The 24,590-nt window shown below is 39.2% G+C and carries 22 protein-coding genes; 10 read left to right on the forward strand and 12 right to left on the reverse strand.

Going from position 1 to position 24,590, the window contains the following annotated elements; all coding sequences use genetic code 11:
* Window positions 1–42: 42 nt before the first annotated feature.
* Complete coding sequence (locus tag AKG98_RS19830) at window positions 43–471, reverse strand: MarR family winged helix-turn-helix transcriptional regulator (RefSeq protein WP_067050187.1); 429 nt, start codon at window positions 469–471, stop codon at window positions 43–45.
* 16 nt (window positions 472–487) lie between these two features.
* Window positions 488–1,108 carry a cytochrome b/b6 domain-containing protein gene (locus AKG98_RS19835; RefSeq protein WP_067050190.1) on the reverse strand — a complete coding sequence of 207 codons (621 nt, stop codon included), beginning with the start codon at window positions 1,106–1,108 and terminating at the stop codon, window positions 488–490.
* A gap of 127 nt (window positions 1,109–1,235) precedes the next feature.
* On the opposite strand from AKG98_RS19835, the gene AKG98_RS19840 reads away from it, so the two are divergent.
* A complete protein-coding gene (locus AKG98_RS19840; RefSeq protein ID WP_067050193.1) occupies window positions 1,236–1,712 on the forward strand; it encodes a cytochrome c in 477 nt (158 codons plus the stop codon).
* Between the two features lie 56 nt (window positions 1,713–1,768).
* On the forward strand, window positions 1,769–2,230 hold the full coding sequence (locus tag AKG98_RS19845; RefSeq protein WP_067050194.1) for a hypothetical protein: 462 nt from the start codon (window positions 1,769–1,771) through the stop codon (window positions 2,228–2,230).
* A 76-nt stretch (window positions 2,231–2,306) separates the two neighbouring features.
* Here AKG98_RS19845 and AKG98_RS22545 read toward each other — a convergent pair whose 3' ends face one another.
* The 6 genes from AKG98_RS22545 to AKG98_RS19870 all read right to left on the reverse strand — a co-directional run bounded on the left by AKG98_RS22545 (window position 2,307) and on the right by AKG98_RS19870 (window position 11,285).
* Window positions 2,307–2,483 carry a hypothetical protein gene (locus AKG98_RS22545; protein ID WP_198155575.1) on the reverse strand — a complete coding sequence of 59 codons (177 nt, stop codon included), beginning with the start codon at window positions 2,481–2,483 and terminating at the stop codon, window positions 2,307–2,309.
* A gap of 78 nt (window positions 2,484–2,561) precedes the next feature.
* Complete coding sequence (locus AKG98_RS19850; protein ID WP_067050197.1) at window positions 2,562–2,996, reverse strand: bifunctional diaminohydroxyphosphoribosylaminopyrimidine deaminase/5-amino-6-(5-phosphoribosylamino)uracil reductase RibD; 435 nt, start codon at window positions 2,994–2,996, stop codon at window positions 2,562–2,564.
* Window positions 2,997–3,219: 223 nt separating this feature from the next.
* On the reverse strand, window positions 3,220–4,143 hold the full coding sequence (locus AKG98_RS19855) for a M14 family metallocarboxypeptidase (protein ID WP_067050200.1): 924 nt from the start codon (window positions 4,141–4,143) through the stop codon (window positions 3,220–3,222).
* Window positions 4,144–4,309: 166 nt separating this feature from the next.
* A complete protein-coding gene (locus AKG98_RS19860; protein ID WP_067050203.1) occupies window positions 4,310–6,178 on the reverse strand; it encodes a M4 family metallopeptidase in 1,869 nt (622 codons plus the stop codon).
* A 277-nt stretch (window positions 6,179–6,455) separates the two neighbouring features.
* Window positions 6,456–9,749, reverse strand: a complete 3,294-nt coding sequence (locus AKG98_RS19865; protein WP_067050206.1) for a hypothetical protein — start codon at window positions 9,747–9,749, stop codon at window positions 6,456–6,458.
* 345 nt (window positions 9,750–10,094) lie between these two features.
* Window positions 10,095–11,285 (reverse strand): acetate/propionate family kinase, encoded by a 1,191-nt coding sequence (locus tag AKG98_RS19870; RefSeq protein WP_067050209.1) that lies wholly within the window; start codon window positions 11,283–11,285, stop codon window positions 10,095–10,097.
* A 404-nt stretch (window positions 11,286–11,689) separates the two neighbouring features.
* Here AKG98_RS19870 and AKG98_RS19875 point away from each other — a divergent pair, with 404 nt between their 5' ends.
* The gene (locus tag AKG98_RS19875) at window positions 11,690–13,069 is read left to right on the forward strand and encodes an L-cystine transporter (protein ID WP_067050212.1); all 1,380 of its coding nucleotides are present in this window, start codon (window positions 11,690–11,692) and stop codon (window positions 13,067–13,069) included.
* Between the two features lie 210 nt (window positions 13,070–13,279).
* Window positions 13,280–15,043, forward strand: a complete 1,764-nt coding sequence (locus AKG98_RS19880; protein WP_067050215.1) for a hypothetical protein — start codon at window positions 13,280–13,282, stop codon at window positions 15,041–15,043.
* Between the two features lie 109 nt (window positions 15,044–15,152).
* Here the strand turns inward: AKG98_RS19880 and AKG98_RS19885 are convergent, their stop codons facing one another.
* Window positions 15,153–15,890: a hypothetical protein gene (locus AKG98_RS19885; protein WP_067050218.1), complete on the reverse strand. Its 738-nt coding sequence runs from the start codon at window positions 15,888–15,890 to the stop codon at window positions 15,153–15,155.
* A 317-nt stretch (window positions 15,891–16,207) separates the two neighbouring features.
* On the opposite strand from AKG98_RS19885, the gene AKG98_RS22365 reads away from it, so the two are divergent.
* The gene (locus tag AKG98_RS22365) at window positions 16,208–16,348 is read left to right on the forward strand and encodes a hypothetical protein (RefSeq protein ID WP_157534177.1); all 141 of its coding nucleotides are present in this window, start codon (window positions 16,208–16,210) and stop codon (window positions 16,346–16,348) included.
* Window positions 16,349–16,380: 32 nt separating this feature from the next.
* Here AKG98_RS22365 and AKG98_RS19890 read toward each other — a convergent pair whose 3' ends face one another.
* Window positions 16,381–17,220, reverse strand: a complete 840-nt coding sequence (locus tag AKG98_RS19890; RefSeq protein WP_067050221.1) for a TOBE domain-containing protein — start codon at window positions 17,218–17,220, stop codon at window positions 16,381–16,383.
* Between the two features lie 456 nt (window positions 17,221–17,676).
* Here AKG98_RS19890 and AKG98_RS19895 point away from each other — a divergent pair, with 456 nt between their 5' ends.
* From AKG98_RS19895 to modC, 5 genes are all read left to right on the forward strand, one after another.
* Complete coding sequence (locus AKG98_RS19895) at window positions 17,677–18,774, forward strand: diguanylate cyclase (protein ID WP_067050380.1); 1,098 nt, start codon at window positions 17,677–17,679, stop codon at window positions 18,772–18,774.
* 132 nt (window positions 18,775–18,906) lie between these two features.
* Entirely contained in the window at window positions 18,907–20,067 is a 1,161-nt protein-coding gene (locus AKG98_RS19900) for a diguanylate cyclase (RefSeq protein ID WP_067050224.1), read from the forward strand.
* 137 nt (window positions 20,068–20,204) lie between these two features.
* The gene (gene modA, locus AKG98_RS19905) at window positions 20,205–21,002 is read left to right on the forward strand and encodes a molybdate ABC transporter substrate-binding protein (RefSeq protein ID WP_067050227.1); all 798 of its coding nucleotides are present in this window, start codon (window positions 20,205–20,207) and stop codon (window positions 21,000–21,002) included.
* Between the two features lie 27 nt (window positions 21,003–21,029).
* Window positions 21,030–21,716: a molybdate ABC transporter permease subunit gene (gene modB, locus AKG98_RS19910; RefSeq protein WP_067050230.1), complete on the forward strand. Its 687-nt coding sequence runs from the start codon at window positions 21,030–21,032 to the stop codon at window positions 21,714–21,716.
* Complete coding sequence (modC, locus tag AKG98_RS19915; protein WP_067050233.1) at window positions 21,716–22,804, forward strand: molybdenum ABC transporter ATP-binding protein ModC; 1,089 nt, start codon at window positions 21,716–21,718, stop codon at window positions 22,802–22,804. The genes modB and modC overlap by 1 nt, the downstream gene beginning before the upstream one ends.
* A gap of 21 nt (window positions 22,805–22,825) precedes the next feature.
* Here modC and AKG98_RS19920 read toward each other — a convergent pair whose 3' ends face one another.
* The gene (locus AKG98_RS19920) at window positions 22,826–24,142 is read right to left on the reverse strand and encodes a type II toxin-antitoxin system HipA family toxin (RefSeq protein WP_067050236.1); all 1,317 of its coding nucleotides are present in this window, start codon (window positions 24,140–24,142) and stop codon (window positions 22,826–22,828) included.
* Window positions 24,143–24,415, reverse strand: coding sequence for a helix-turn-helix domain-containing protein (locus tag AKG98_RS19925; protein ID WP_067050238.1), 273 nt, complete (start codon window positions 24,413–24,415; stop codon window positions 24,143–24,145).
* Window positions 24,416–24,590: the final 175 nt, after the last annotated feature.

Raw genomic sequence — 24,590 nt, forward strand, 5'->3', positions numbered from 1 at the left:
TTGAGAGGATCCAAAAGTAGCGCTTAATTACACCTGAATGAATTAAATATCAGCAACCACTTTTTGTAATAAGCGCACTATTTCGCACTGTTCTTCAACGTCTAATGAACTAAGTAACGCTGTATTAATTGCCAATGGAATGGGTAATAAACTTGTTTTTAAAGCTTTACCTGCTTCAGTCAAGTAGATACGAAATGTACGACGACTATTTGGATCATCTCGACGCTCAACTAATCCTAACCCCACTAATTTATCCAATGTACGTGTTGTCGTTGAACTCTCAACTTTTGATTTTAAAGCAATGTCACGTTGTGTCACCCCTTCCTCTTCCCATAAGCACATTAAAGTCGGCCATAGCGCTAATGATAATCCTTGTTTCTTTAATTCTGTATCAAAGTCTTTTGATGCTTTGTTAGCAACGACATTAAGTAACCAACCAAAGCTTTTTTGACGATCAAATTTATGTTCCATTCTGTACCTATACCAATTAAGAAAGCGCAACTATTGCTATGGTAACTAATACCGCAACAATAAGCACCAACAAGGCTTTTAAATTTGATTCAAAGCGTACAGATAAAGCAACACATTTAGCTTGATATCCAGTAACCATCGCCAATACTAATGGCTTAGCACATAATTTATAACCAATAATAGCACCGACATGAATGAAGATTAATAGCGGTAAGATATAGAACAATAAGTTATGAATAGACGAAAAAACATCAAATAACCAATCTGTTAGCCACAATTCTGCCAGTGGTAAGTTATCAGCAAAGCCAGCGAGTACTAGGCCAGAAATACATTGTAATAATAAACAAAGTAACAGACTTATCACCATCCAACCACCAGCAGGATTATGACCAATACTCTCCTCTTCCTGCTCACGGAAGTATCGTAATATTACTTCTGGCGATCGAACAAACTGTTTAAAGCGACTCGTTTCACTGCCAATAAAGCCCCACATTGCTCGCCACATAATTAACGTGAATAAGCCTAAGCCTAACTGTATGTGCGGCCCTTCGCCATTATAGCCAGTAATGATAAGCGCCATAAATAATACAGCTTGTAACCAATGATATAAACGTATTGGTAAATCCCAAATTTTCATTTTTAAGACCTCAGTTAAATGCAACAACAACAATATACACAACAACAGTTGCACGCGCAATAGTTGTTGTGTATATTAATGGGCAAGTCAACAGAGACAACCCTAAACACTTAATCAGGAGTTAACCATGTCAGTATCAAAACGCGTTAATACAGTAATCTCAGCGCTATCACTCACTCTTAGCCTTGCTATCACATCAGTAGCAGCGTCAGAGAATTTATCGACAGCGTCATTAATACAAGATGTGGAACAACGCCAAACCGCTTTTTCACAAATTGATAAACAGCAAAAACAAATTAACAAAGCATTGGGAAACTCAACACCAAACTGGCAACAACTTGAAGTGCAGAGTGCAGAGCTGACCGCTCACTCAGCATCTTTACAAACCCTATTCGTACCAGGTAGTCAATCAGGCAGCAAAGCCAAAGATAAAGTATGGGATGACAATATGAAATTTAAAGCCGCATTAACAAAAATGGACAATAGCTTTATAAAAATGGACGGAGCGATCAAACAGCAAGATAAGTACGCAGCTAAAGATGCACTAAAAGAAGCAAACAAGACTTGTCGTAACTGTCACCGCCAATACCGTTCACGCTGGTAAATTCAGATACAACAATAGTCATGTAATCACTTTTATCACTCATTTAGGACATAACCATGAATACTAAAACACTAAAAAATATACACAAAATAGCGGCGATATTTGCACTTTTACTTATAACATCATTTATTACAAGTACCATCATTGCTGATCTGTTAGCAACACCACAGCTGATTGCACACGTTAAAAGTACCATACTCATGTTTATTCCTGGACTCATTTTAGCCATGATGGTCACCGGTATATCTGCAAAAAAACTATACCCTGGCGCGATGAAAGGCGTATTTAAGATCAAACAGACTCGGATGAAGATTGCAGCCATCAATGGGGTGATCATTTTATTACCCACAGCAATAATATTAGCGAGGTGGTCTGCATTAGGGCAATTCGATGGGTTATATTGGACAGTTCAAATTTTAGAAATAATCGCTGGGATGACGAACTTTACCATGATCGGCTTAAATATTAGAGATGGGATTCGTTTAGGATATAAGGCAAAAAAACGCACTGCTCGCTAATATTACAATAATGAGTTCAATGCGTCTAAAAGTGCTCATCGATGATGCCTTAGCACTTTTATGCCTTTATTTTAATCTAGTTTTTAACTTCGTTACTTAGATCTTTAGCAATATCACGAGATGCATGGCCAATCGACTTAGTGACATCTCTTGTTGCATGACCGATATCACGACCAACGGTCTTTAGTTCTGCGCAAGCAGTCAACCCGAGTGTAAATGTTAATGCAGTTATCGTTACAGCTAACTTTTTCATTAAGGTAAATCCATCTATCAATTAAATACTAAATAAAAATATCTAGTACATTCAGTTAATTAGAATAATACAAGCTTACTACTTCAATAAATAAGGCGTGATAAACTCGCTCACTTCACGCTGGCAGACACCTACTTCAACCTCAGTTCCGGCATCAGTTAACACTGTAATGCCCTTACCACTGTTACGCGGGTCAGGGTCAACAACTGCCACAACCACACGTTTTATATTACGACCAACAAGCGAATGCGCACAGGATGGTGTACGTCCGATAAACGAGCAAGGCTCTAAAGTAACATAAGCAGTTACCTCTTCCAGCGAATTGTCATATTGAGCGATAGCTTGTGCTTCGGCATGATGTTTACCAGGCGCTTGAGTAAAACCTTCGCTAACAATTCGATTATTTTTAACTAACACACAACCAACAGGTGGATTAGGTCGACAATGTGGTAACGCTAATTTAGAAAGTTCTAATGCATGGAGCATAAACTTTTCATCATTCAATAAATCCAAAACTTATCCTTACAACGTGACTTTCGGTCAGACGACTCTGCTTCACGTCATATCATTACAATGCAATATTATACAGCGGCAGTGCGTAAACACTGATTAATCTTTGATGGTAATCGTTTTACCAGCAAAGATCGAATCGTGTACAAAATTACCGCAGTTTTTACTCGCTTAATAATATTGCCCTATCCACCTTAAAGCGTAATAGAGACTTACCTTTAATTGTCTATTTAGCCTTTTTAAGTAGGTAATCAAGACCGCTGGTAATCGCAACAACCTGTGCTTGAATGCAGTTCTCATCATCCACTAATGGACTATCAGGGTATACTTCCGTTGTTGTGCCATAAGTACAATCACTGAACCCAGAGCATAAACCTAACGCCTTAGTTGCATAATTAATGACACCAAACTGAGCCAGTTTTTCACCAATAATACGACCGCTATCATCGGCTGGTGCGACATGGGTAACCTTGCTAACGGCATTAATAATATGCGTTTGAAATTCAGTATTCGGGTTAAGCGTATCACCCACTAAATAAAATCCGTCGGGAATACTCCAATTATCATGAACAACAGCATCACGCGCAGCCAATGCAGGTCTAAACTCACTATTATCTGTATCCGTCGTTTCATGTAAATCGATATGTGCAGTGATCTGAACATCAAGTGTCGCAATACATTGCATTAATGCGGCAGACTCTTCGGCTGGACTATTTTCAACAAAAGAACGGTTTGGATCAATGGCGTTTGGATTCCAGCGATTAATGGTTTCATAACCCCAAGGACTAACACAAGGTGCAACCACAATATTAAACTGCGCGCTATAATTTAGTGCTTGTGTTTCAATGAAACGAATAGCACCTTGCACACCACTGGTTTCGTAACCATGCACGCCACCAGTCACTAATATCGTCGGTTTAGCATTATCCCAATGACGTGTTTTAACAACAAACAACGGAAAACGAGCCGGGTCATAAGACAGAGCACCATACTGTTCAACATCAAAATCTTTCTTTAGTGGTGCTAATTTAGCAAGTACCTCTTGCTGGTAAGTCCGTACTACAGTTTGTTTCGCCAACCATGCAGCTTTATCTTCAGCGGTCCACTTTTGACCAGGCGTACCGATTTTATATGCTTGTTCATGATCCATTTAATAACCTTCCTTAGGATAATAATGTTTATGTTATTATAATGCGCTATTAAGGTGTGGATGAACAAGAGAAAGTTTTATATTGAACAAATTGAGTAGAATGATCACCTTTACCAACAACCTAAGGTGATCACTTATTTATAACTAGAATAAAAGACTTAGGCCATTATTGAGCCTGAATATTAAGGATCACATCCGACGTTGAACCATAACTGCGAATATCAATCTTCCAAATACCAGCCTTTGGATTATCAATTACGCAGGTTTCAATATTACCCGGTGTTTTGGAGATGCAATCCGATTTAGAGAATAATAATTTATCCCCATGTTTTACATAAAGATCGGCATTACCCGTTCCACCAGCCAATGTCACGGTAAGACGCGTGTAGCCTTTACCTAATTCTTGTTTAAAATGAGCGGGCCTGAAAAATCTGGTCGATATATTTGATTCTGTTCTATCAATTTCAATAACAGGTGGTGGCGTAACACTACATTCACTGTCATCTTTCACATCAGCAACGATACCTACGGCCGTTAACGAGGCCAGAACATCATCCACACTATAGTCTAGGTCACAGGCTGCATCCATAACCCCGTTACCAGCATCATCCCAATTACTGTTTGGTGTCCAGTAACGTTGATTAGCCGTTGCGTATAAGACAAATGCTTTCTTAGTATCCCAACCAGGCGTTGTCGCTAAGTTATAAAACGCTTTGTTATACACACCCGAGCTGTGATGAACATTCATAAGATAACGATAATCCGCTTGGTTATCGATCGAGTTACCATCCATCGTCGGATTACTCATAGACCGTAACGCACCACTACCTTTCATTATTTGAGCACCGACCAACCAATCGTTACTGCCACGCATATAAAATTCAGCCGCTTCACCAGCCATATCAGAGAATGATTCATTTAAACCACCAGACTTACCTGAGTATACTAGTCCAGAGTTTTGCTCTGTAAAACCATGGCTCACCTCATGCGCTGATACATCTAAACTAACCAAAGGATAAAAGGTATCTGCACCATCACCAAAGGTCATAGATTCACCATTCCAAAACGCATTCTCATAACTGTTATCATAATGAACGCGCATCACTAACTGTGATGTTAACGGAGAAACATTTAGCCAATCTTTATACATATCAAAAATGACACCACCAAAAAAGTGTGCATCGTTAAGTGGTGAATAAGCGCCATTAATCTGCTTAACGGTATTCTCTGGGCAGGTAAAGCTAAATGCTGTGGTCCCTTCCGTTTCATGATTTAAATTAACCGTTTTCAACTGTTCATTGCTCATCGTACAGGTGTCACCAGACTGGCTCACATTTAGCGCTTTAAAATCACTACCATAACGATACTCCCCCGTTTTTTCATTACCACCGGGACCAATTCCATCCGCTGTTTGCAAGTTATCAAAATGCAACAAGACTTCACCAGACAGAGCATCAATAATGTAGTAAGGACGTGACGGTTCATCTGCACTTTGAAAGAAGCTCACTTCATATACTAACCTAGCAACGCCATCATCATCCTGCCAAACTGCAAGTCGCGACGTTTCGTTTTCCGTTACAATCGATTGACTCATTACTAATGGACTTACAGGTATACTTAAGTGTTTCGCTTTTAATAATGCATCTACTTTTGTCATCGATGGTGTGATATCAAAAATATCATCCGCAATATTATGTAATACTGCACCGTGAGCACGTTTAAAAAGGCCCTTCTTATTATGAGATATAACAGCCTGTTCACCAATAACAGGTAACCCAAAGTAGGTTTGCTGATAACGGGTGATCGTATCTCCCTTATTATTTCGATACGTTTTAATCACACTTAATCCGTCGTTCCGTGACAGCCCCAAGAGTTGTGCAGGTGCTCTCGCTAATATGCTAGGATCTGCTAATGTAGCCGTTGCTAGCTTCTGCACACTATCACGTAAATTAACTCTTTCTGCCGCAATTGTATTTACAGAACTAAGGAGACTAAACGCAATTGCAGAAAGTATAAACTTCTTATTCGCCATCATATTAAATACCTCAAATTAAGTACATCGAGCATTAGTAAACCATGATTAACGGCTCGCAAAGTACCAAAGTGAGTAATACTAAAGTACCAAAATCTTAATTTCAGGATCTGTAAAATGGTCGTGGCCTATTTCTATCCAATGAAAAAGACCATAATCTAACCTTATGTTCAATATGTAACTAACAATCAATTACGTAATCGAGTTCAGTCAAAAATACCCACCAGCTAGGCTGACGGGCATTACATAACAAATATCTATACTAAAATACGATGTTTAGTTATTCGACATCAGGGACTTTCAATACACGACTCCCTAACTCACCGAGATCTGTATCATCAATACCTTGTAACGCAGTGCTTCGGCTAAAGACTTTAACACTAAAATCAATGCCGTTCGTTTCAACAATTGTAAGGTAATCATGGGCGGTTTGAGCTACATCATTTCCATCTGTATACTCCATAACAATCTTAACGATACCCTCTTCGTAAATTATCCAAGTCATTGGAACACTGACATCACCAGCGCCGTTGTTATACGTAAACACGCCACTACCATCTTGGTTAAACTGGTATGTATCAATATCATCCGCTTGGTTTAATGCATCACCTGTCGTGAGCGTAATCCCTCGGTCAATCAAACCATCACTGAATGCCGCGAGTAATTTACCATCCTGACAAGATGTAACAGCTTGTTTAAACTCATCGAAACTACGATACGTGAGTGGCACATCATTCACTTCGTCCCATCCTGAGTCCAGATCTTCACAAGCGAGTATATCAACCGAGAGATCGACACCTTTATAAGTCGTGCTCCATATCGATTGACGACCGTTATCATACACTGCAAATTTTAGGTTGCCGTTTGTGTCATCAACAAGTCGCATAACGTAATTAAGAGGTTGTTCTTCACCATTATAAAGTTCTAAATTACTATCATCATTGATTGCCCATATACGATTGTACTTAACACCGTTACGATAATAAAATGCTGTATTATCAAGATTAAATACATAAGAACGAGTTTGAAGAGAACCTGTGATCCGTAAAATAGAGTTATCTGCTAAATCCATGTCAGGCAGGACACCACAAGCCGCAAGTTGTGCATTGAACTCATCGATAGATGCAGGACCTGAGTTATACCTAATTTCACAATCATATGCGCCATCCGCATCTCTAAGATCGAGTAAGCCCGACCAAACCTCACTGTTCGTAATAAGTTGGTTATCACCGTCACGATAGGTTGCGCTATCATAGACCTTCATTGACCATGCAGCGTCAGTACTGTCTAATAAAGCCCAGATACTATTGTTACTTTCTTCACCATTTTCACCAAATGTATTACTTAACTGGATACGATCACCATTAATGCTCCAATCTTGAGTATAAGATTCAATCCCCTGCTCATAAACAACAACGGTACCGTCATTGCTAAATACATGGTTTCGACTCTCTCCTTGATCGTCAATACGATGGAAACTTTGTAACGTTAGCATCTCACTGGTAATGGGTTGAGAAGATCCACCACAATTTGAAACAGCTTGCTCAAAGTCATCTAAGCTAGCATCCGTATCAATATCGCCTGAGCCACAAACGGTAATATCCACTTGGACCGCATTCACAACAGCATTTTTAGCAACCTCGTTCATAAACGCAGATTTATCACCGTCAATTAACTCACCAGATTTCTGCACTGAACCTCTCACTACCCGATCTTGATATACGCTGAATATAATATGTGGGCTATCGTATACCCAACGGTCAACCCAGCTATCAATGACCATTTGCGGCGCCGTGAATGAAATAATTTCCTCGCCATTTAATGATGTTAACGACCATGTTGTAGATGCAATTTTTTGTGCAGTTTCCATTTCAGAAAAATCAAAGGTGTAAAAGTTAACCGTGTTATCTGCCACTAATTCCACACCAACATGCTGTCCTAATGAAACCCCATGTACAAGACCCGAATCAGGGTTATTACCAGCACTCGACGCTGTAATAAGTTCATTTAAAGTGGTTGCGTCAGCGCCATCACCGACACCGCTGTTACCACGTAATACCCAAATAGCGTCGCCTGATAATGAATAGGTATCCTGATTTGCAGTTAAACTAAAGAGTGCTGAAATTGCGCCTTCTGGATATACCGTACTATCGTCAATGAACATTTCCCAATTAATGCTGTTTTCAGCGATATTTAAACCACTGAGTTCAGACATAACACTAGTAACTTGGTATGAAATATCAGAATAGCGAGTCGGATAAGCCGTGAGCATACCATCCGCTAAATCAAGCGTATAACCACCACCTACATTCGTCCAACCCAATACTGTTAACAGCAGATCGCTAGACATTTCAGTCGATAATGACGCCGAAGAATTATCAGTTCTAATGCGTTGATAAGATTCTGTGACAGCTAAATCGCCATTAACGACAAATCCATCTATGTATAATTCAGATACATTATCATTCAACTCTTCAGACAAGGTGTAGAAGATACTGCTATTTTGTAAGAACTGAATAACTTGTTTTGTTTCTGATAGCCCTAAGGCTGGATCGAATGGATCAATATCAAGCTCGTCAATAACACCATCGTTATCGTCATCAGGATCAGCATTATTACCGATAAGATCACCATCAAAATCTAACCACTCATTTGCGTCGTTAGGAAATGTATCAAGACCATCAGGAAGCCCGTCACCATCAGAATCGGTATCTAAATCATCGTCATCATCAAAGATGGATACTTGCGTATCAAAGTCTTCTTCCGCTGTTATTTCAACAACACCTTTAATCATGTCGCTGACGACTGAAACCTGCTTATTAAATGCAGCATCATCCGAATTATCGGCAATGATGACTGTAAATTCATCGGTATCATTTGGTAATATTTTTGAGATGACAATATGTTCTGCTGCATAAGCCGCACTACCACTGCCGCTAGCGATATAATCACCAAGAACATACTCTTCTTGAATGCCGAGATCATTTGCAATTTGAGTAATAACAGCTTGCTGGATTACAGCCCGTTCTTCCGCTGTTTCAGTTCCATCGGTGTTGTGTGCGATACCAATACTAACCAATGTCGACAGTGGCGAAATTACCTTTTCACCGGGAGGTGCTGACATCACATAACCATGTGCGACTGGACCTGTATCTTCATCAACTGTTTGACCAAAAATTATTTTTGCAAATGCGGAGTATTGCTCAGGGTTAACAGTATTAGTAACATCTAATTGAGCGACGCCCCCATCACCCGATAATATTGAAGGTTCATCATCATCACGTTGTTTATCACCGTCAATATCGAGCCAAACTTGCGCATTTTTTAAATACCCATCGATTACTTTTACGTTATAAAAAACGGATGTAGGAACGGGTGTAGGCGCTGTGACCACCGGAGGTATAACTACGGGTGCAGGAGCTGTGACCACCGGAGGTATAGCTGTGACCATCGGAGGTATAACTATGGGTGTAGTTACCTTCCCCGTGTTTTTATCATCACCATCACCACCACAACCAACCAGCGAGATTGAACTGGATAAGGCTAACGCTACAAATAATAGTTTTTTCTTCATGTTTTTATCCTTAACACTTCAATAACAAGAGTCAAATTCAAACAAGAAGATGGTAAATACGTACAACATTAAAGGAACATACCATCAACACATAATTACTATACTAGACACGGATATAGCTCATCGCACGAGATATTAACAATGAAAAATTAAGATATGCAGTATTTAAAGTTAATAAATAGTTAACAAGCAGGTTAATAGGATGTTACCCACGTTAAATTTCTTATATTTAACAACATCAAACTTATTGGTGATTGTGTGAGATATTTAATGATGAATGGGCTAAAAAAACATAAAAAAAAACCCGCTAAAAAAGCGGGTTTCATCATTTAAATTAAAAATTATTTATGACAGTAGTTCTACTGACTGCTGAGCAATCACAAACTCTTCATTGGTAGGAATAACCATTACAACAGCGGTATCCGCTTTAGTAATAATACCGCGATTACCAAACCGAGCGTCTTCATTCGCTTGTTGATCTTCTTGATAACCAAAGATTTTAAGGTAATTTAGTACTTCACGACGGATCGGTAATGAGTTTTCACCAATGCCACCAGTAAAGATGATACCGTCGAGTGATTCAAGCGATACCATGTACGAGGCGATATATTTTGCCACGCGGTAAGTAAATACTTGGAATGCTAATGTCGCACCTTTATGGCCTTGCTCCATTGCTTCAACGATACCACGACAATCGCTTGTTAAACCAGATACACCCATAAAGCCTGAGTTAGTATTCAGCTCTTTAAAAACGTCGTCTTGTGACCAGCCTTTTTTAAGTAAGAACTCAATGATACCAGGATCTAAGTCACCACAACGCGTCCCCATCATAAGGCCTGCTAGTGGCGTAAAGCCCATGCTTGTATCAACACTTTGGCCATCACGAATCGCACATACAGACGCACCATTACCTAAATGAACGGAAATAAAGCTGCTTTCTTCAACAGGCTTATTAATCATTTTCGCGGCTTCACGACTAACGTAATAATGACTTGTACCATGGAAACCATAACGACGAATACCGTAGTCTTTGTAAAGCTTGTTCGAAATCGCACCAGTAAATGCTTTTGCAGGCATGGTCTGGTGGAATGCCGTATCAAATACTGCAAACTGTGGTAATGATGGGAAAGCATGCATTGCAGCTTCAATACCTTTTGCACCAGCAGGATTATGCAACGGCGCAAGGTCTGACAGGTTACGAATTTCGTTTAATACAGATTCATCAATTTGTACTGTGCTGGTAAACTTCTCTCCACCATGAACAATACGATGGCCAACGGCAACAATTTGTGACGTTAAACCTAAACTTTCAATTAAGGCCACAATACGATTAATCGCCAGCTCATGGTGATCACCTTCAGCTGTAATTGCTTCTTCAGACTTCTGTCCTTCGTATTTCCAGCTAACAGCCGCTTCAGGAAGGCCAAAGCACTCCCCTAATCCATTAAGAACAGCATCTCCAGTATTTGAATCGATAAGAGCAAATTTTAGCGATGAGCTACCAGAGTTGATCACGAGTACAAATGAGTTAGACATGTGAATATGATTCCTGTTTCAGACTATTGTTGTGACTTGAGTCACTTATATTGAACCCCTATTATTCAACATTATTTGAATAATTCAACTTAATTTTACATCAAGTTGATTAACAGCCAACATTTCGTTGATCTGAGACAGTTATGCAGCGACTAAAGTTACTCCCTATGAGGTGATTATCCGCCAAAACTAATTTTATAATCTCAGATTTATACTTCCACCACCCCTCACGACTTTTTATATTACTAAATGCACTATCTAATGAATTTTAATTCTTTTAGGTAACCAGATCACTAGTGTAATCTGCTGTAATAAATCCAACCCATTGTTATTAAATAGCTTAAAAAAACCGCATAAGGCAGTACTCTGGTTGTTTAAGCTAAAACCACCCACAGGAATTGATCATGTCATTAGCTGTTATCGCTAACTTAGCCGTCTTTGGTATTCTCATTTATTTATTAAATGGCCAACAACGAAAGGGCCATACTCTTTCACGCCTTGTTTTATTAGGCCTCGTCTCAGGTAGTATATTTGGCTTACTACTCCAACTTGGTTACGGCGAAGGAAGCAGCATCATTACAGAAACCCTTGCTTGGGTTGATATCGTCGGTAAAGGCTACGTTGGGTTACTAAAAATGGTGATCATGCCATTAGTATTAGTATCAATGATCTCAGCGGTAGTGAAATTAGACCGTTCAGGTTCGCTCGGTAAAATCAGTGGTTTAACCATTTGTGTATTACTGTTTACCACCATGATCTCTGCGCTTATTGGTATTGGTATCGCGCAACTGTTTGGCTTATCTGCTGAAGGTCTAACCGAAGGTGCTCGTGAAGTAGCGCGTGTAACAGTTATCGAATCACGTGCAGGACAAGTAAGCGATTTAAGCATTCCACAAATGTTAGTGAGCTTTATCCCGACGAACCCGTTTGCAGATTTAACAGGCGCACGTTCAACGTCGATTATTGCTGTCGTTATCTTTGGTATTCTAGTGGGTATTGCGGCACTTAAAGTCAGTACTGAAAATGCCGAATTGGCAAAACCAATCCATACCTTTGTTGATGTATCACAAGCTATCGTCATGCGTTTAGTTAAAATGATCATGGCGATCACACCTTACGGTATCTTAGCGTTAATGATGAAAGTGGTAGCCACATCAAGTGCAGGAGATATCCTTAACTTACTTGGTTTCATCATCGCATCTTATGTTGCTATCTTACTGATGTTTGTTGTACACGGTATCTTAGTTTCGTTTGTTGGCGTTAAACCAACAGAATACTTCAAGAAAATCTGGCCAGTACTGACTTTTGCCTTTAGTTCACGCAGCAGTGCAGCAACAATCCCATTAAACGTAGAAGCGCAGATCAACAAGCTAAACGTACCACCCGCAATTGCAAACCTGTCAGCATCATTTGGTGCAACGATTGGCCAAAATGGCTGTGCGGGTATCTACCCTGCGATGTTAGCTGTCATGGTTGCACCAAGTGTCGGTATTGACCCAATGGAATTTAGCTTCATCTTATCACTTGTCGCGATTATCATTGTGAGCTCATTTGGTATTGCCGGTGTGGGTGGTGGCGCTACATTCGCCGCGCTTATCGTATTACCAGCCATGGGATTACCTGTGACTATCGCAGCATTACTTATTTCGATTGAACCATTAATCGATATGGCGCGAACCGCACTAAATGTAAGCGGTTCGATGGCCGCTGGTACAATCACCAGTCGATTGCTTAAATCAAAATCTGAAACAGTAGACAGCCAAACAGAACAAACAACGGCTTAATTTACAAGACTAAAAATACAAAATGCCTATTAGTTAACGCTAATAGGCATTTTAATCTACACCTACGTATGCAGATAATCGTTCTGTGATCACTAATTCATAATAATCATGCGTTAATGATTTAAATTTTAGATTAAAAGCGCGTCCTTTAACTAACAAGATATAAATATACCATACTATAAATAACAAAATATAAGATGGATGAATACAATGAAACGGATTTTAATTGTCGGTATTTTAATTACCGCAGCCGCAGCTGGGGGTTATTTACTGACACAAAACAATGTATCAAATGAACAAACTCTATTAAATAAACACACCGCATTAAATTATATCCCAGCAAACACAGCCATCTTCTCTGGTCAATTAGTGCCATTCCCCGTAAAACGCTATATCAATTCAATGGCTAATACTTACAGTGACTCACCAGACGATATCATTACCGCCATATATGAAGATGAAGATTATGACCCGACAAATACCACACTAAGTTTTTTTATAAGTTTGGCACAAAGTTATCTGGAAAATATGCAAGATGCTGATGCCTTTATGACTACGTTTGGTATTGCAGAAGAAATACAAGGTTACTTCTATACCCTCGGCATTATTCCCGTATTTAAAGTGGACGTAATCAATCCAGATGCTATATGGGCACTGTTAGATAAAGCAGAGGCTAAAAGTGGATTTACCCATGAACAACGGCAAATAAAAAAACGCGAGTATCGTGCTTACACGCTCACTGACGAAACAGACCAAGAACAGCTAGAATTGATTATTAGCCAACATGACAATCTATTGACCATTACCTTTAATATTGGGTTAAACGAATCATTGCTATTAGAAAATGCATTAGGTATAACACCTGTCGAACAATCGATGGCTAACTCAAACATACTCGACGAAATTATCGACAAACACAATTTCACCTACCAATCAGTTAGTTACATAAACCACAAAGCAATCACCCAAGCAATTACCTCACCAAATGAAAGCTTACTTGGTCAACATATTGCGAAACTTATGCAGACAAAATATCAAAGCCAACTACAAATATATCAACAACCCCAATGTAAAATGGAACTAAACAGCATTGCCAACAGTTGGCCACGCACGGTATTTGGCTTTCACCAATTTGACATTAATAACGATAAAACAACGTTCGATATGTCGATGGTCATCGAAAGCAATAATCAAACAATATTATCCGCCTTAACACAACTAACAGGCTTCATTCCTGAATACGTAAACGACCTCAATAATACTGTTTTATCATTTGGTATAGGGTTGGATGTCGGTAGTTTATCACCCGCAATCAATAATATTTGGAATGAACTACAGCAACCCGCTTATAGCTGCCCACCTTTACAACAGATGCAATCCGCTATTCAACAAAATAACCCTGCGATGCTAAGTGTGATGACTGCAATGGCCAATAGTATTAAAGGAATTTCCGCGGCAATAATTGATTACAGCTTAGATGAAAATAAAAGTGAACTGACCATCAAAAGTTTAGACGCAATCATTAGCTTATCAGCCAACGATCCAAGAGCATTGTTTAATATTATTTCGACTTTCAGACCTGAATTCGCCGATATGAAATTACCAGCCAACGGTAATATTGTGGAATTATCATCGCTGGTGCCACTTTCCCCCTTGCCAGGACTTAACCCTAAGTTAATCATGCATAAAGAACATATGGTTATTTTCAACGGTGCTAAATCCGAAAAAATTGCTAATGCACTTGGCGATAAACTCATGACTGCAACAGGGATATACAGTATCTCAATCGATTACAGTAAAGCATTTACACCATTGGTTACCGCAGCAGAACTCAGTGGTCAAACCGTACCGCCCGAATTGGAAGCGCTAAAAAATTACAATCTACGTATTAACACTGGATTACAAATAAATGAACAAGGTATTGAATTCTCCTCGTATATGGATTTAAAAACAAAAACAAAAACCATACGATGAATCAATAAATAGCACCGCGTTAAAGCTCGATATTAATGGGGATCAACTGAATATACAGCCTTTCAAAAAGACAGCTTAAACATTTGATATTAAGGTTCGCTCCGTCTTCTTACTGAACCTCAATATCCGTTTTATCTACATTATTAAGAATGCTTGTTTTCTTGCCTGTGTCACTATAAAAATGAATAAATGATTCGGCCTCAAAACCGTTAAAATCAACCACGCCTGTAATGCTGGTTAGGCTATCTGTATATGTAACACGTTCTTCTTTCAAGTTTTCACTCAAACAACGTTCTTCCATTCCATCACTTTTACATAAAGTGATAGCACCAGATAAATTAACCGTTAACCGATAAGAAAGGTACAAATCCGCTTGAGCATCCGTAGCAACCTGATAGGTAAAAGTATCATTCGTATACTGATAAGATAAATCTTTCAACCATAACCCTGCAGCTTGAAAAACCGTATCATGCGTTACATATAACGCTTTACTGTTTTTAGTACCGACTACAACAAAGTTATACGGTTTCATATAACTTTGATGGGCACTTTCAACATATTCCATCAAATGATGAATTGCTTTTACTTGCTTTGGGTTTACTTTGTGTAACTCCACAAGTCCAGCGTCAATAACACGAATTATTTCTTTACCTAAAGCCATAATTTGCTCAGATTCAGGTCCCGTCGCCGTATAATTTACAAATTCTGCAATCGATGTTTCAATGGCTTTGAATTCAACCGTATTCAACTCTATCGACTTTAACGTTAACGGCCTAAGCGTTTGAGACTGTTGCGCATTAACATTCACTGATAATAGTAGCGTCAGTGTAATTAAACATAGGTTCATAAAAATCTCGATAATAACAAATGATTTATATCAATAATATATAGTAATGTTAGCGGTGTCATTATGGATCTAAAAATATTTACCATCATCAATGGTTTATCATGTTTACAAACATATAATCAATAAAACCTCGTTATTTTCGCGCACTACAAGCATAAACATACATAAGATATCTAGTTACTATATAGGTGTAACCAACAATTAATTGTAAGTAAATGTCAGTAAACCCTATAAATGCTCAGAATTGTAACAAATTGTAACAAAGATAATCAGTAGTAGAGGTAAGTCACTGACACCTGAACACACTTTGGTGCCTATTGGCATTTTCTCAGCACTGGTACCATAATGGGAGTGATAACGCAGCCTATCAAGCACGTGATAATGCCACTGGAGTGGGTATTGAAATTCATTTTTTAACCAATGATAAAGGCTTTGTGGGGTTCGCCGCTATTGGTTAGACTGGCGTTAAATAATAAACCTAAAAATCAACTTAACTCATACAAGCCACTATTGTTTGGCTTGATGAAAATACCGCATAACACTGACCACCTACAGTAAGGTTAAGTTGATTAGCCAACTGTGTATCAATCGACGCATAAATCATTTGTGGCATCGTGCTTTTAGCCATGTCCAGTTCGTTAAGAATCATTAAGCTCACTTCAGTTGTCTGACTATTACTGTAGATCTCATGAACGGTACTTAAGACTTGATTACTACTTTTACACGCTGATTTTCCCAGCGCAATACTGACCGCAGGGGCTTTGAATAACAATAAAATGGGCTTACCAACGACTAATGACAAACGTGCGCAACTACTTTGGGTTACACAAGCATTGAGTAATAAGCCACTAGCGAGTTCGACTTGAAGGCGTACATTTAAATTATCTTGGTGGGAGTCTGTTCCCGAAAGATGATTATCTAATGATAAAATAGTGCCAGATAATTGATTGCGAGCACTGGTTTTTAAGGAAAAATGCCCCACCACATCCAGTAAACTATTCATTGGGATAGCCTGGTTTTGTAAGGCTTCTAATACCATATCTTGCATTTGACCAGTCAGTGCATACATTTGCAGTAGGCGCTCACCAAAGGGCGTTAATTTAGCACCACCACCCCCTTTACCACCCTTTTCGCTATTTACAACAGGTTCTGATAAACGAGTATTCATATCTTTAACCGAATCCCACGCGGTTTTATAACTCATCCCTGCGAGTTTAGCACCCTGACTAATCGAACCACAGGCTTGTATCTGCTGTAACAACGCGATCCGTTTAGGGTTAGCAAACACTTTATCTGCAACGGAAATCGTCAGTAATGCTTTTAAATCCACGATATATTATCACCTTAAAAATGAAGTACATATTGTGCGTTATCAGTAAAACAATAACAACATGGCTGTAGCATGGTTACAAACGAACTGGATGAACAGTGTAAAAAACACACAATGGTAAAGTAGTATTCAGTAATACCGACGCAACCATCATTAATATCATGTCAGCATGATCGACTAAGCACTGTAATATATACCATATTATAGTGCTTATGCCATTTTGAATAATCACACCTAGATTTACATTGATTGGGGGAAATAAGTAGATTAATGACAAATGATAGCGCTAACTTGACCATTAACGTATATAATAACACGCTATGTCACATTCCGTATGTGCATAAAGATGCACGACCTCATTAATGGAATTTAACGTTATTAGGAGTAACAATGGACAACCTATCCTCAAAGTCGTATCGACTACCACTCCAAAATAAATTGGTTGGTCTGTCAGTTATGATTATTATTGGGATCGTTGCCTTTGTATTATTCTTCTATCATTCTTTTTCAACTAGTTTAGAAGAAGAAAAAAAAGCCCAATCCAAAAACTTTATCGAATCAGCCCTCGGTATTATTCAACACTTTCATCAGCTCGAATTATCTGAAAAGCTAACTACCGTCGAAGCTCAACAAATGGCGATGCGGACACTAGAGTCGGCAACATATGGTGATGATGGCTATTTTTGGATCAACGACAGTAAAGGTAAGATCCTCATACAGCCTTACATGCCTAATTTAGTCGGCTTAAATATGACGAATTGGGCAGACAGTACTGGTAAATATATTTTCCAAGAATTTGATCGAGAAGCCAGAAAAGGCGGAGGTTGGGTTTCTTATACTTGGCCTAAATTAAACACATCTGAAGAATTCCCTAAAATATCTTATGTTGCGCACTACCCAGCTTGGGATTGGCTTATTGGTACAGGGCTTTATCTTGACGATATGAAATCCAATATTTTCTGGGCGGTATGTCGAACATCTGGTGTCTTGCTACTTGGTTTTCTCATTTTCATTATCACTATCGTTGTCATTATTAACTATTTTGTACATCAATTAAGTGAGCTATCGGTACGTGATTCCCTGACTAATTTGTATACAAAACGTTTTTTAAAAGAGATTATACCGACATTACTGAATCATAATAAAATGACTAATCATCATCTTGCAGCCATATTTATTGACCTGGATCACTTCAAATCCGTCAACGACAAGCATGGCCATGACAACGGTGATAAAGTACTGAAACACGTTGCTAGAATAATGAATGACAACGCTAAACAGAATGATTACTGCATGCGTTACGGTGGTGAAGAATTCGTCCTTATCGGCTTCTTCGATAGTGAAATGTCTGCTGTTGATATGGCAGAACTAATCCGTCATCAAGTCTCTGAATTACGCTTCATCAGTGACGAATCCACTTTTAATGTCACGTTAAGTGCAGGAATTGCACTACACCATAGTCATAGCAACCATAGTTTTGAGCACACGTTAAAACGCGCAGATATGAAGTTGTATGAAGCAAAAACTGCTGGGCGTAATCGCGTATCAATTTAATTTCATTAATAGTGTTATTTTTGCAAAAAAATTAAAAAATTATTAATTATCGGTTTTTTTTCTTAAAAAGGTATATTTACACATAATTTATATTCTACAATATCAACAGATTACATCATTAACTGTGTCACTATGCCTAACTTTTCAGCCAATTCACACCGCTTACCAATTCAAAATAAGTTAATTGGTTTATCAGCTCTGATTTTGACAGGGCTCATTGCTTTCTTATTATTTTTTTATGACTCTTTCTCTACGAGCTTAGAAAATGAAAAAAAAGCACAATCAAAGCACCTCACAGAATCGGCATTAGGGATAATCCGTTATTTTTATGATCTTAGTTCAGATGGCCAGTTATCAGATAAAGACGCTAAGAAATATGCAATGAATGCGCTTAAATACGCAACCTACGGTGATAATGGATACTTCTGGATAAGTTCTCTCGATGGTGAGATCTTATTACAGCCATATAAACCAGAACTGGTTGGTATGAGTTTATTAGATTGGCAATACACAGATGGAACCCACCCTTTTCGCAATATTGACAAAGAAAGGCGTAAAGGTGGTGGTTGGATCAACTATCTTTGGTCTAAAAATAATTCATTAGAACAATACCCCAAGATAGCCTACGTGAGTTACTTCGCTCCTTGGGACTGGTTAATTGGCACCGGTATTTATCTTGATGATATGGAAAACAATGTATTTTGGACAGTATCAAAAGCGACCGGGATTTTACTTTTTGGTTTTGTACTATTCATTAGCGCATCAACCCTTACTATCAACTATTTTATAAATAAACTCTCTGAGCAGTCAGTTCGTGACTCGTTGACAAAGCTCTATTCCAAGCGTTTCCTAGAAGAAGTGATTCCAGGAATGTTAGAAAATGAAAAGCGTCATAACAGAGCGCTAGCAGCTATATTTTTAGATATCGATCATTTTAAGAATATCAATGATACTTATGGTCATAATTGTGGCGATAAAGTACTTCAAAAAGTAGCCAGTGTTATGATGGAATGTACACGTACTGGCGATTACTGTATTCGTTATGGTGGTGAAGAGTTTGTTATTATCGGCCCCTGCGATAATAGCACAAATGTAATTGCTGTCGCAGAACGTATAAGAAAACAAGTATCAAACTTAGTATTCACGCACGATAGTACAGCATTTAGCATCACCTTAAGTGCAGGTATAGCCCTACATGATCACGCCAAATCCTCATTTGATGAAACGTTAAACGACGCAGATATGAAATTATACGAGGCAAAAAAAGCTGGGCGTAACTGCGTTGTTATCTAACGTCAAATCAACCGGATGAAATTTTAGCCTTGTTAATTTAGGTTAACAGGACTAAAATCCACCAATCGATATATAACAAACTATACATCGATTGTATTTACCTCGCATTCAAGCAAAATATACATAAAGGATTATTCATGACACAGAGATATCGCAGCAGGTTAAAACAGCTCGTTACCATTATTTTATTTATTTTCAGCAGCCATGTTATGGCTAAAGAGCGTTTAACCATCTTTGCAGCGGCCTCATTAACTAACGCCTTAACAGAAATCGGTGATACGTTTAGAGCTGACACAATAGCAAACCCAACAAAAATAAATCCGGTATTCTCTTTTGCTTCATCTTCAACCTTAGCAAGACAAATTGCCCAAGGGGCACCCGCTCAAATCTATTTATCCGCAAATCAAAAGTGGATGGATTACTTAGTGAAACAAAAAGCGGTTGCGGCAGACTCTCGTGTGACTTTGTTACGTAATTCACTGGTGCTCATCGCCCCGAGTACAAGTCCATTAAATAACGTCGTATTAAATAAGCACTGGAATATCACGCATGCAGTGGGTGATAGTAGAATTGCAGTTGGCGATCCCGATCATGTACCTGCTGGTCGCTATGCTAAACAAGCATTAGAAAGTTTAGATTTATGGCAAAAAGCGATGCCGTTATTAGCCCGTGCAAGTAATGTTCGCGGTGCATTAGCGCTAGTCGAACGTGGTGAGTCGCCACTGGGTATTGTGTATGCGACTGACGCACAAATATCTAAAAAAGTAAAAACAGTGGCGATCTTCCCAGAAAATAGCCACAAAGCCATTGAATATCCACTGGTCATTGTCGGTCATAACACTAATTCGGCCACCAGAATATTCTACCGATACTTGCAAACAAAAGCGGCACAAGCAATATTTGTAAAATACGGTTTTAAGGTACTCTCTGTTTAAGGTCAACTCTATTTAAAGGTAATAGCTTTGTTAAGTGATTATGAAATTGCAGCCTTACTGCTCAGTTTAAAAGTGTCTAGCGTGGCCGTGTTATTCAGCCTACCCTTTGGTATCGCTTGCGCATGGATATTAGCCCGTTGTGAGTTTCCAGGTAAGTCGCTATTTGATAGCCTGATTCACTTACCTTTGGTCTTACCGCCCGTGGTGATTGGTTATATGTTATTAATCTCTATGGGTCGTCAAGGAAGCATTGGTGCAGTACTTTATGACTGGTTTGGCTGGAGCTTTAGCTTTAGTTGGCGTGGTGCAGCGTTAGCGGCTGCGATCGTCTCGTTTCCGCTAATGGTACGTGCGATCCGCTTGTCATTTGAAAGTGTCGATATACGCTTAGAACAAGCCGCGCGAACCCTTGGTAGTAATCGCTTACGGGTATTTTTTACCATTACCCTGCCGTTAACCTTACCCGGTATTGTTTCTGGTATGGTGCTGGCCTTTGCTCGCAGTTTAGGTGAGTTTGGTTCAACGATTACCTTTGTTTCTAATATCCCCGGTGAGACGCGTACTATTCCTCTCGCCATGTACTCTTTTATTCAAACCCCAGGTGCTGAGCATGAAGCCGCACGCTTGTGTGTGATTGCTATTGTTATTGCCGTATTATCATTAACAGCATCACAATGGTTAGCCAAAAAAGCCCAACAGCGAGTCGCGTCATAATGTTAACTATTGATATAAAGAAAAAACTGGGTGATTTGGACTTACAGGTGAATGCACAAATTCCGATGCAAGGTATCTGTGCTGTGTTTGGTCGTTCAGGTGCAGGTAAAACATCGTTGGTGAATATTCTTGGCGGGTTATCAACACCAGATAAGGGTCAGCTAACTTTAGGCGATACACACCTTTACCACCAGCAACTGCGGATTAATTTACCGCCAGAACGTCGCCGTATCGGTTATGTATTTCAAGAAGCGCGTTTATTCCCCCACTACAGCGTGCGCGGTAACCTCAATTACGGCAATAAAGATAAAGACCAAGTTCATTTTGATTCTGTGGTGAAGTTACTTGGTTTAGGTGAGTTATTAAAGCGTTATCCATCAACTCTTTCAGGCGGTGAAAAGCAGCGTGTTGCGATTGGTCGCGCCTTGCTAACACGGCCGCAAATGTTATTAATGGATGAACCATTAGCAGCATTAGATTTACCCCGTAAGCGTGAGCTTATTCCTTATTTGTTACAGCTAGCGAAAACCCTTAATTTACCCATTATTTATGTAAGCCATAGCTTAGATGAGATCTTACAGCTTGCTGACACCATGCTGGTATTAGATAAAGGTAAAGTGTTAGTTAACGGTCACTTACAAGCGGTTTGGGACAGTGCAGAAATGCGCCCTTGGCTACCAGTAAAAGAACAAAGCTCACTGTTAATGGCGACAGTAACGGAACTGAATGAAGGCTATCGCATGAGTAAGTTATCACTCGCTGATGGTACTTACCTGTGGATCAATGGTTTGCCTTTACCCGTGAGCAGTAAACTACGTGTACGTATTCATGCTAACCATGTATCTCTGTGTAAAACACGTCCACAAGACAGTAGTATTCGTAATATTCTACCGACGACAATTACCGAGATCATACATTCAGATTCAAGTGATAATGTGCAGGTTAAATTGGCGTTTGGTGATGACCACATATGGGCAAACATCACCCAGTGGGCATGTGATGATTTAGCACTAACAGTTGGGCAAAGTGTATATGCTCAGATCAAAGGCGTAAGCATGACAGAGAGTGAATTAGCGCAGTCGTTTTGAGGATTATAGGTATACAATAAATTACAAACGCGCAGCCATTTTAGTTACACCATTAAAAATGGTTTCACTAATCAGTTTAGGAAAATCAGAAGGTAATTGTTCTCTTACTCGTTCAATAACTTGAGGTGTTTTAATTTTAAAATCAATTAAAATTAGCTGCATTTCGGCATCACTAAAACCAACAGCTTTAGCCGTAGCCATAAAGTGCCTAGGAAAAAGCTGCTGCCAATTATATTTCCGCGCTTGTGAGCCTTCTTTTGACGTATAAAGCCCCATCGCTAATTTTACTTTTTGCGGTCTGATACCATTTCCTCCCATCAGAGGATAGGTGGATATAATGTCATAAAGTGGTGTAAGTTGGTAACCACCGCCCGCTTTAATAAACACAGAGAAGTTTTTTGCATGTCCATCTGAAGCGGCCAATAGCCAAAATAAAACCTGAGCTTTCATAAATTCACAGCGATCATGTGTTGGTCTATCAGATGACAATAAATACTGCATGATATCTTTGATCCCTGGTCCACCATCTTGCTCATATTTCCGTCCTGAGCTTACGTTCAGCACCTGACAAAAATCTTCTTGTGGCAAACGTATAATCCATTGCTTATTCTCTGACAGTTTACGATCAAACCGCTTGATAGCGAGCGCTTTAACTCCCTCCACATTTAAGATCGAGCAGTCTGCCGTATCTAATCCATATTCTTTAGCAAGTAACATACACACCAGTTCATTTTCAACGCTGTCACTTAAATCAATTGAAAACGAATGGCTTTGGATAGTACCAATAGGTAACTTGAGAATATGCGTAGTAGGCGTACTTCCAAGTGGCAAATACCACTGTTCAGCAATTTTAAGCAGCGCCGTTTTCTCTTGTGCGCCTGCAATGGATATACGAAACTCATCCTCGTCTTCAATCATGCCTAATGGTGCTGCTGATTGATAGCCATTTAATATTCTCGCAATGCCACTATCATCAAGAGGTTTAGCTTCAATGTGGGTAATATCGGCAGGCAATTCATTTGGCGGGTAAATTTGTAATGCACCGACACTATCACGGCCAATTTTAGCGAGTAGATCAAAAGGCTGGTTTGAATGCGCGCCATGGCGTGCGACAACTCGATCTCTTACTTGATTATTATCTGGTAATAAATTATCAAAAAAGTTAAATACGGCATCACCTTTAAAAACTGCAGTTCGCAAAGGTAATGATAGCGAGATAGGTCTAGCACCAGGTTGAGCAAGCCAATCAGGTGAATAAGAGAATGTATGCGCGCCAGTCGTAGTCTTGAATAGAGTACCAACAAAATAGCCATTCATTGCAACGTTAAGCTTATCCATTTACCACTCCTCTTTCCAACCCGTAGGAGTTTGAACATTTTCAACGTTTTCTGGTAACCCTTCACCCCGCGGGGCCACGTGAAGCTCTAAGTTTAGCGCCGCTAACATTTTAAATAATGTATCAAGTTTGGTGCTATCGGGGTTTAGTTCGAATTTAGACACCGTATCTTGTCGAATCCCAACTTGTTTGGCAACATCTGTCTGAGATAATGCTTTTGTTTTCCGCGTATCTTGCAGTGCATTCGCTAATTGCTTCGCTGACGTTATCTTCATTCCAACCTTCTTATACTTACACGCTATAACAGGTAAATATAAGAATACACGCTATAACAGGTAAAGCAAGTTTTACACGCTATAGCGTGTGGAAATAAGAATGTACACTATTCAACAGGGAGCCAGATTTACCCTTAACTCAGCGTAAATAGTTAGAATCAGGTGTACGTATTCA

Origin of the sequence: Moritella sp. JT01, assembly GCF_001574435.1 — a bacterium.
In the GTDB taxonomy this organism is placed as follows: Bacteria; Pseudomonadota; Gammaproteobacteria; order Enterobacterales; family Moritellaceae; genus Moritella.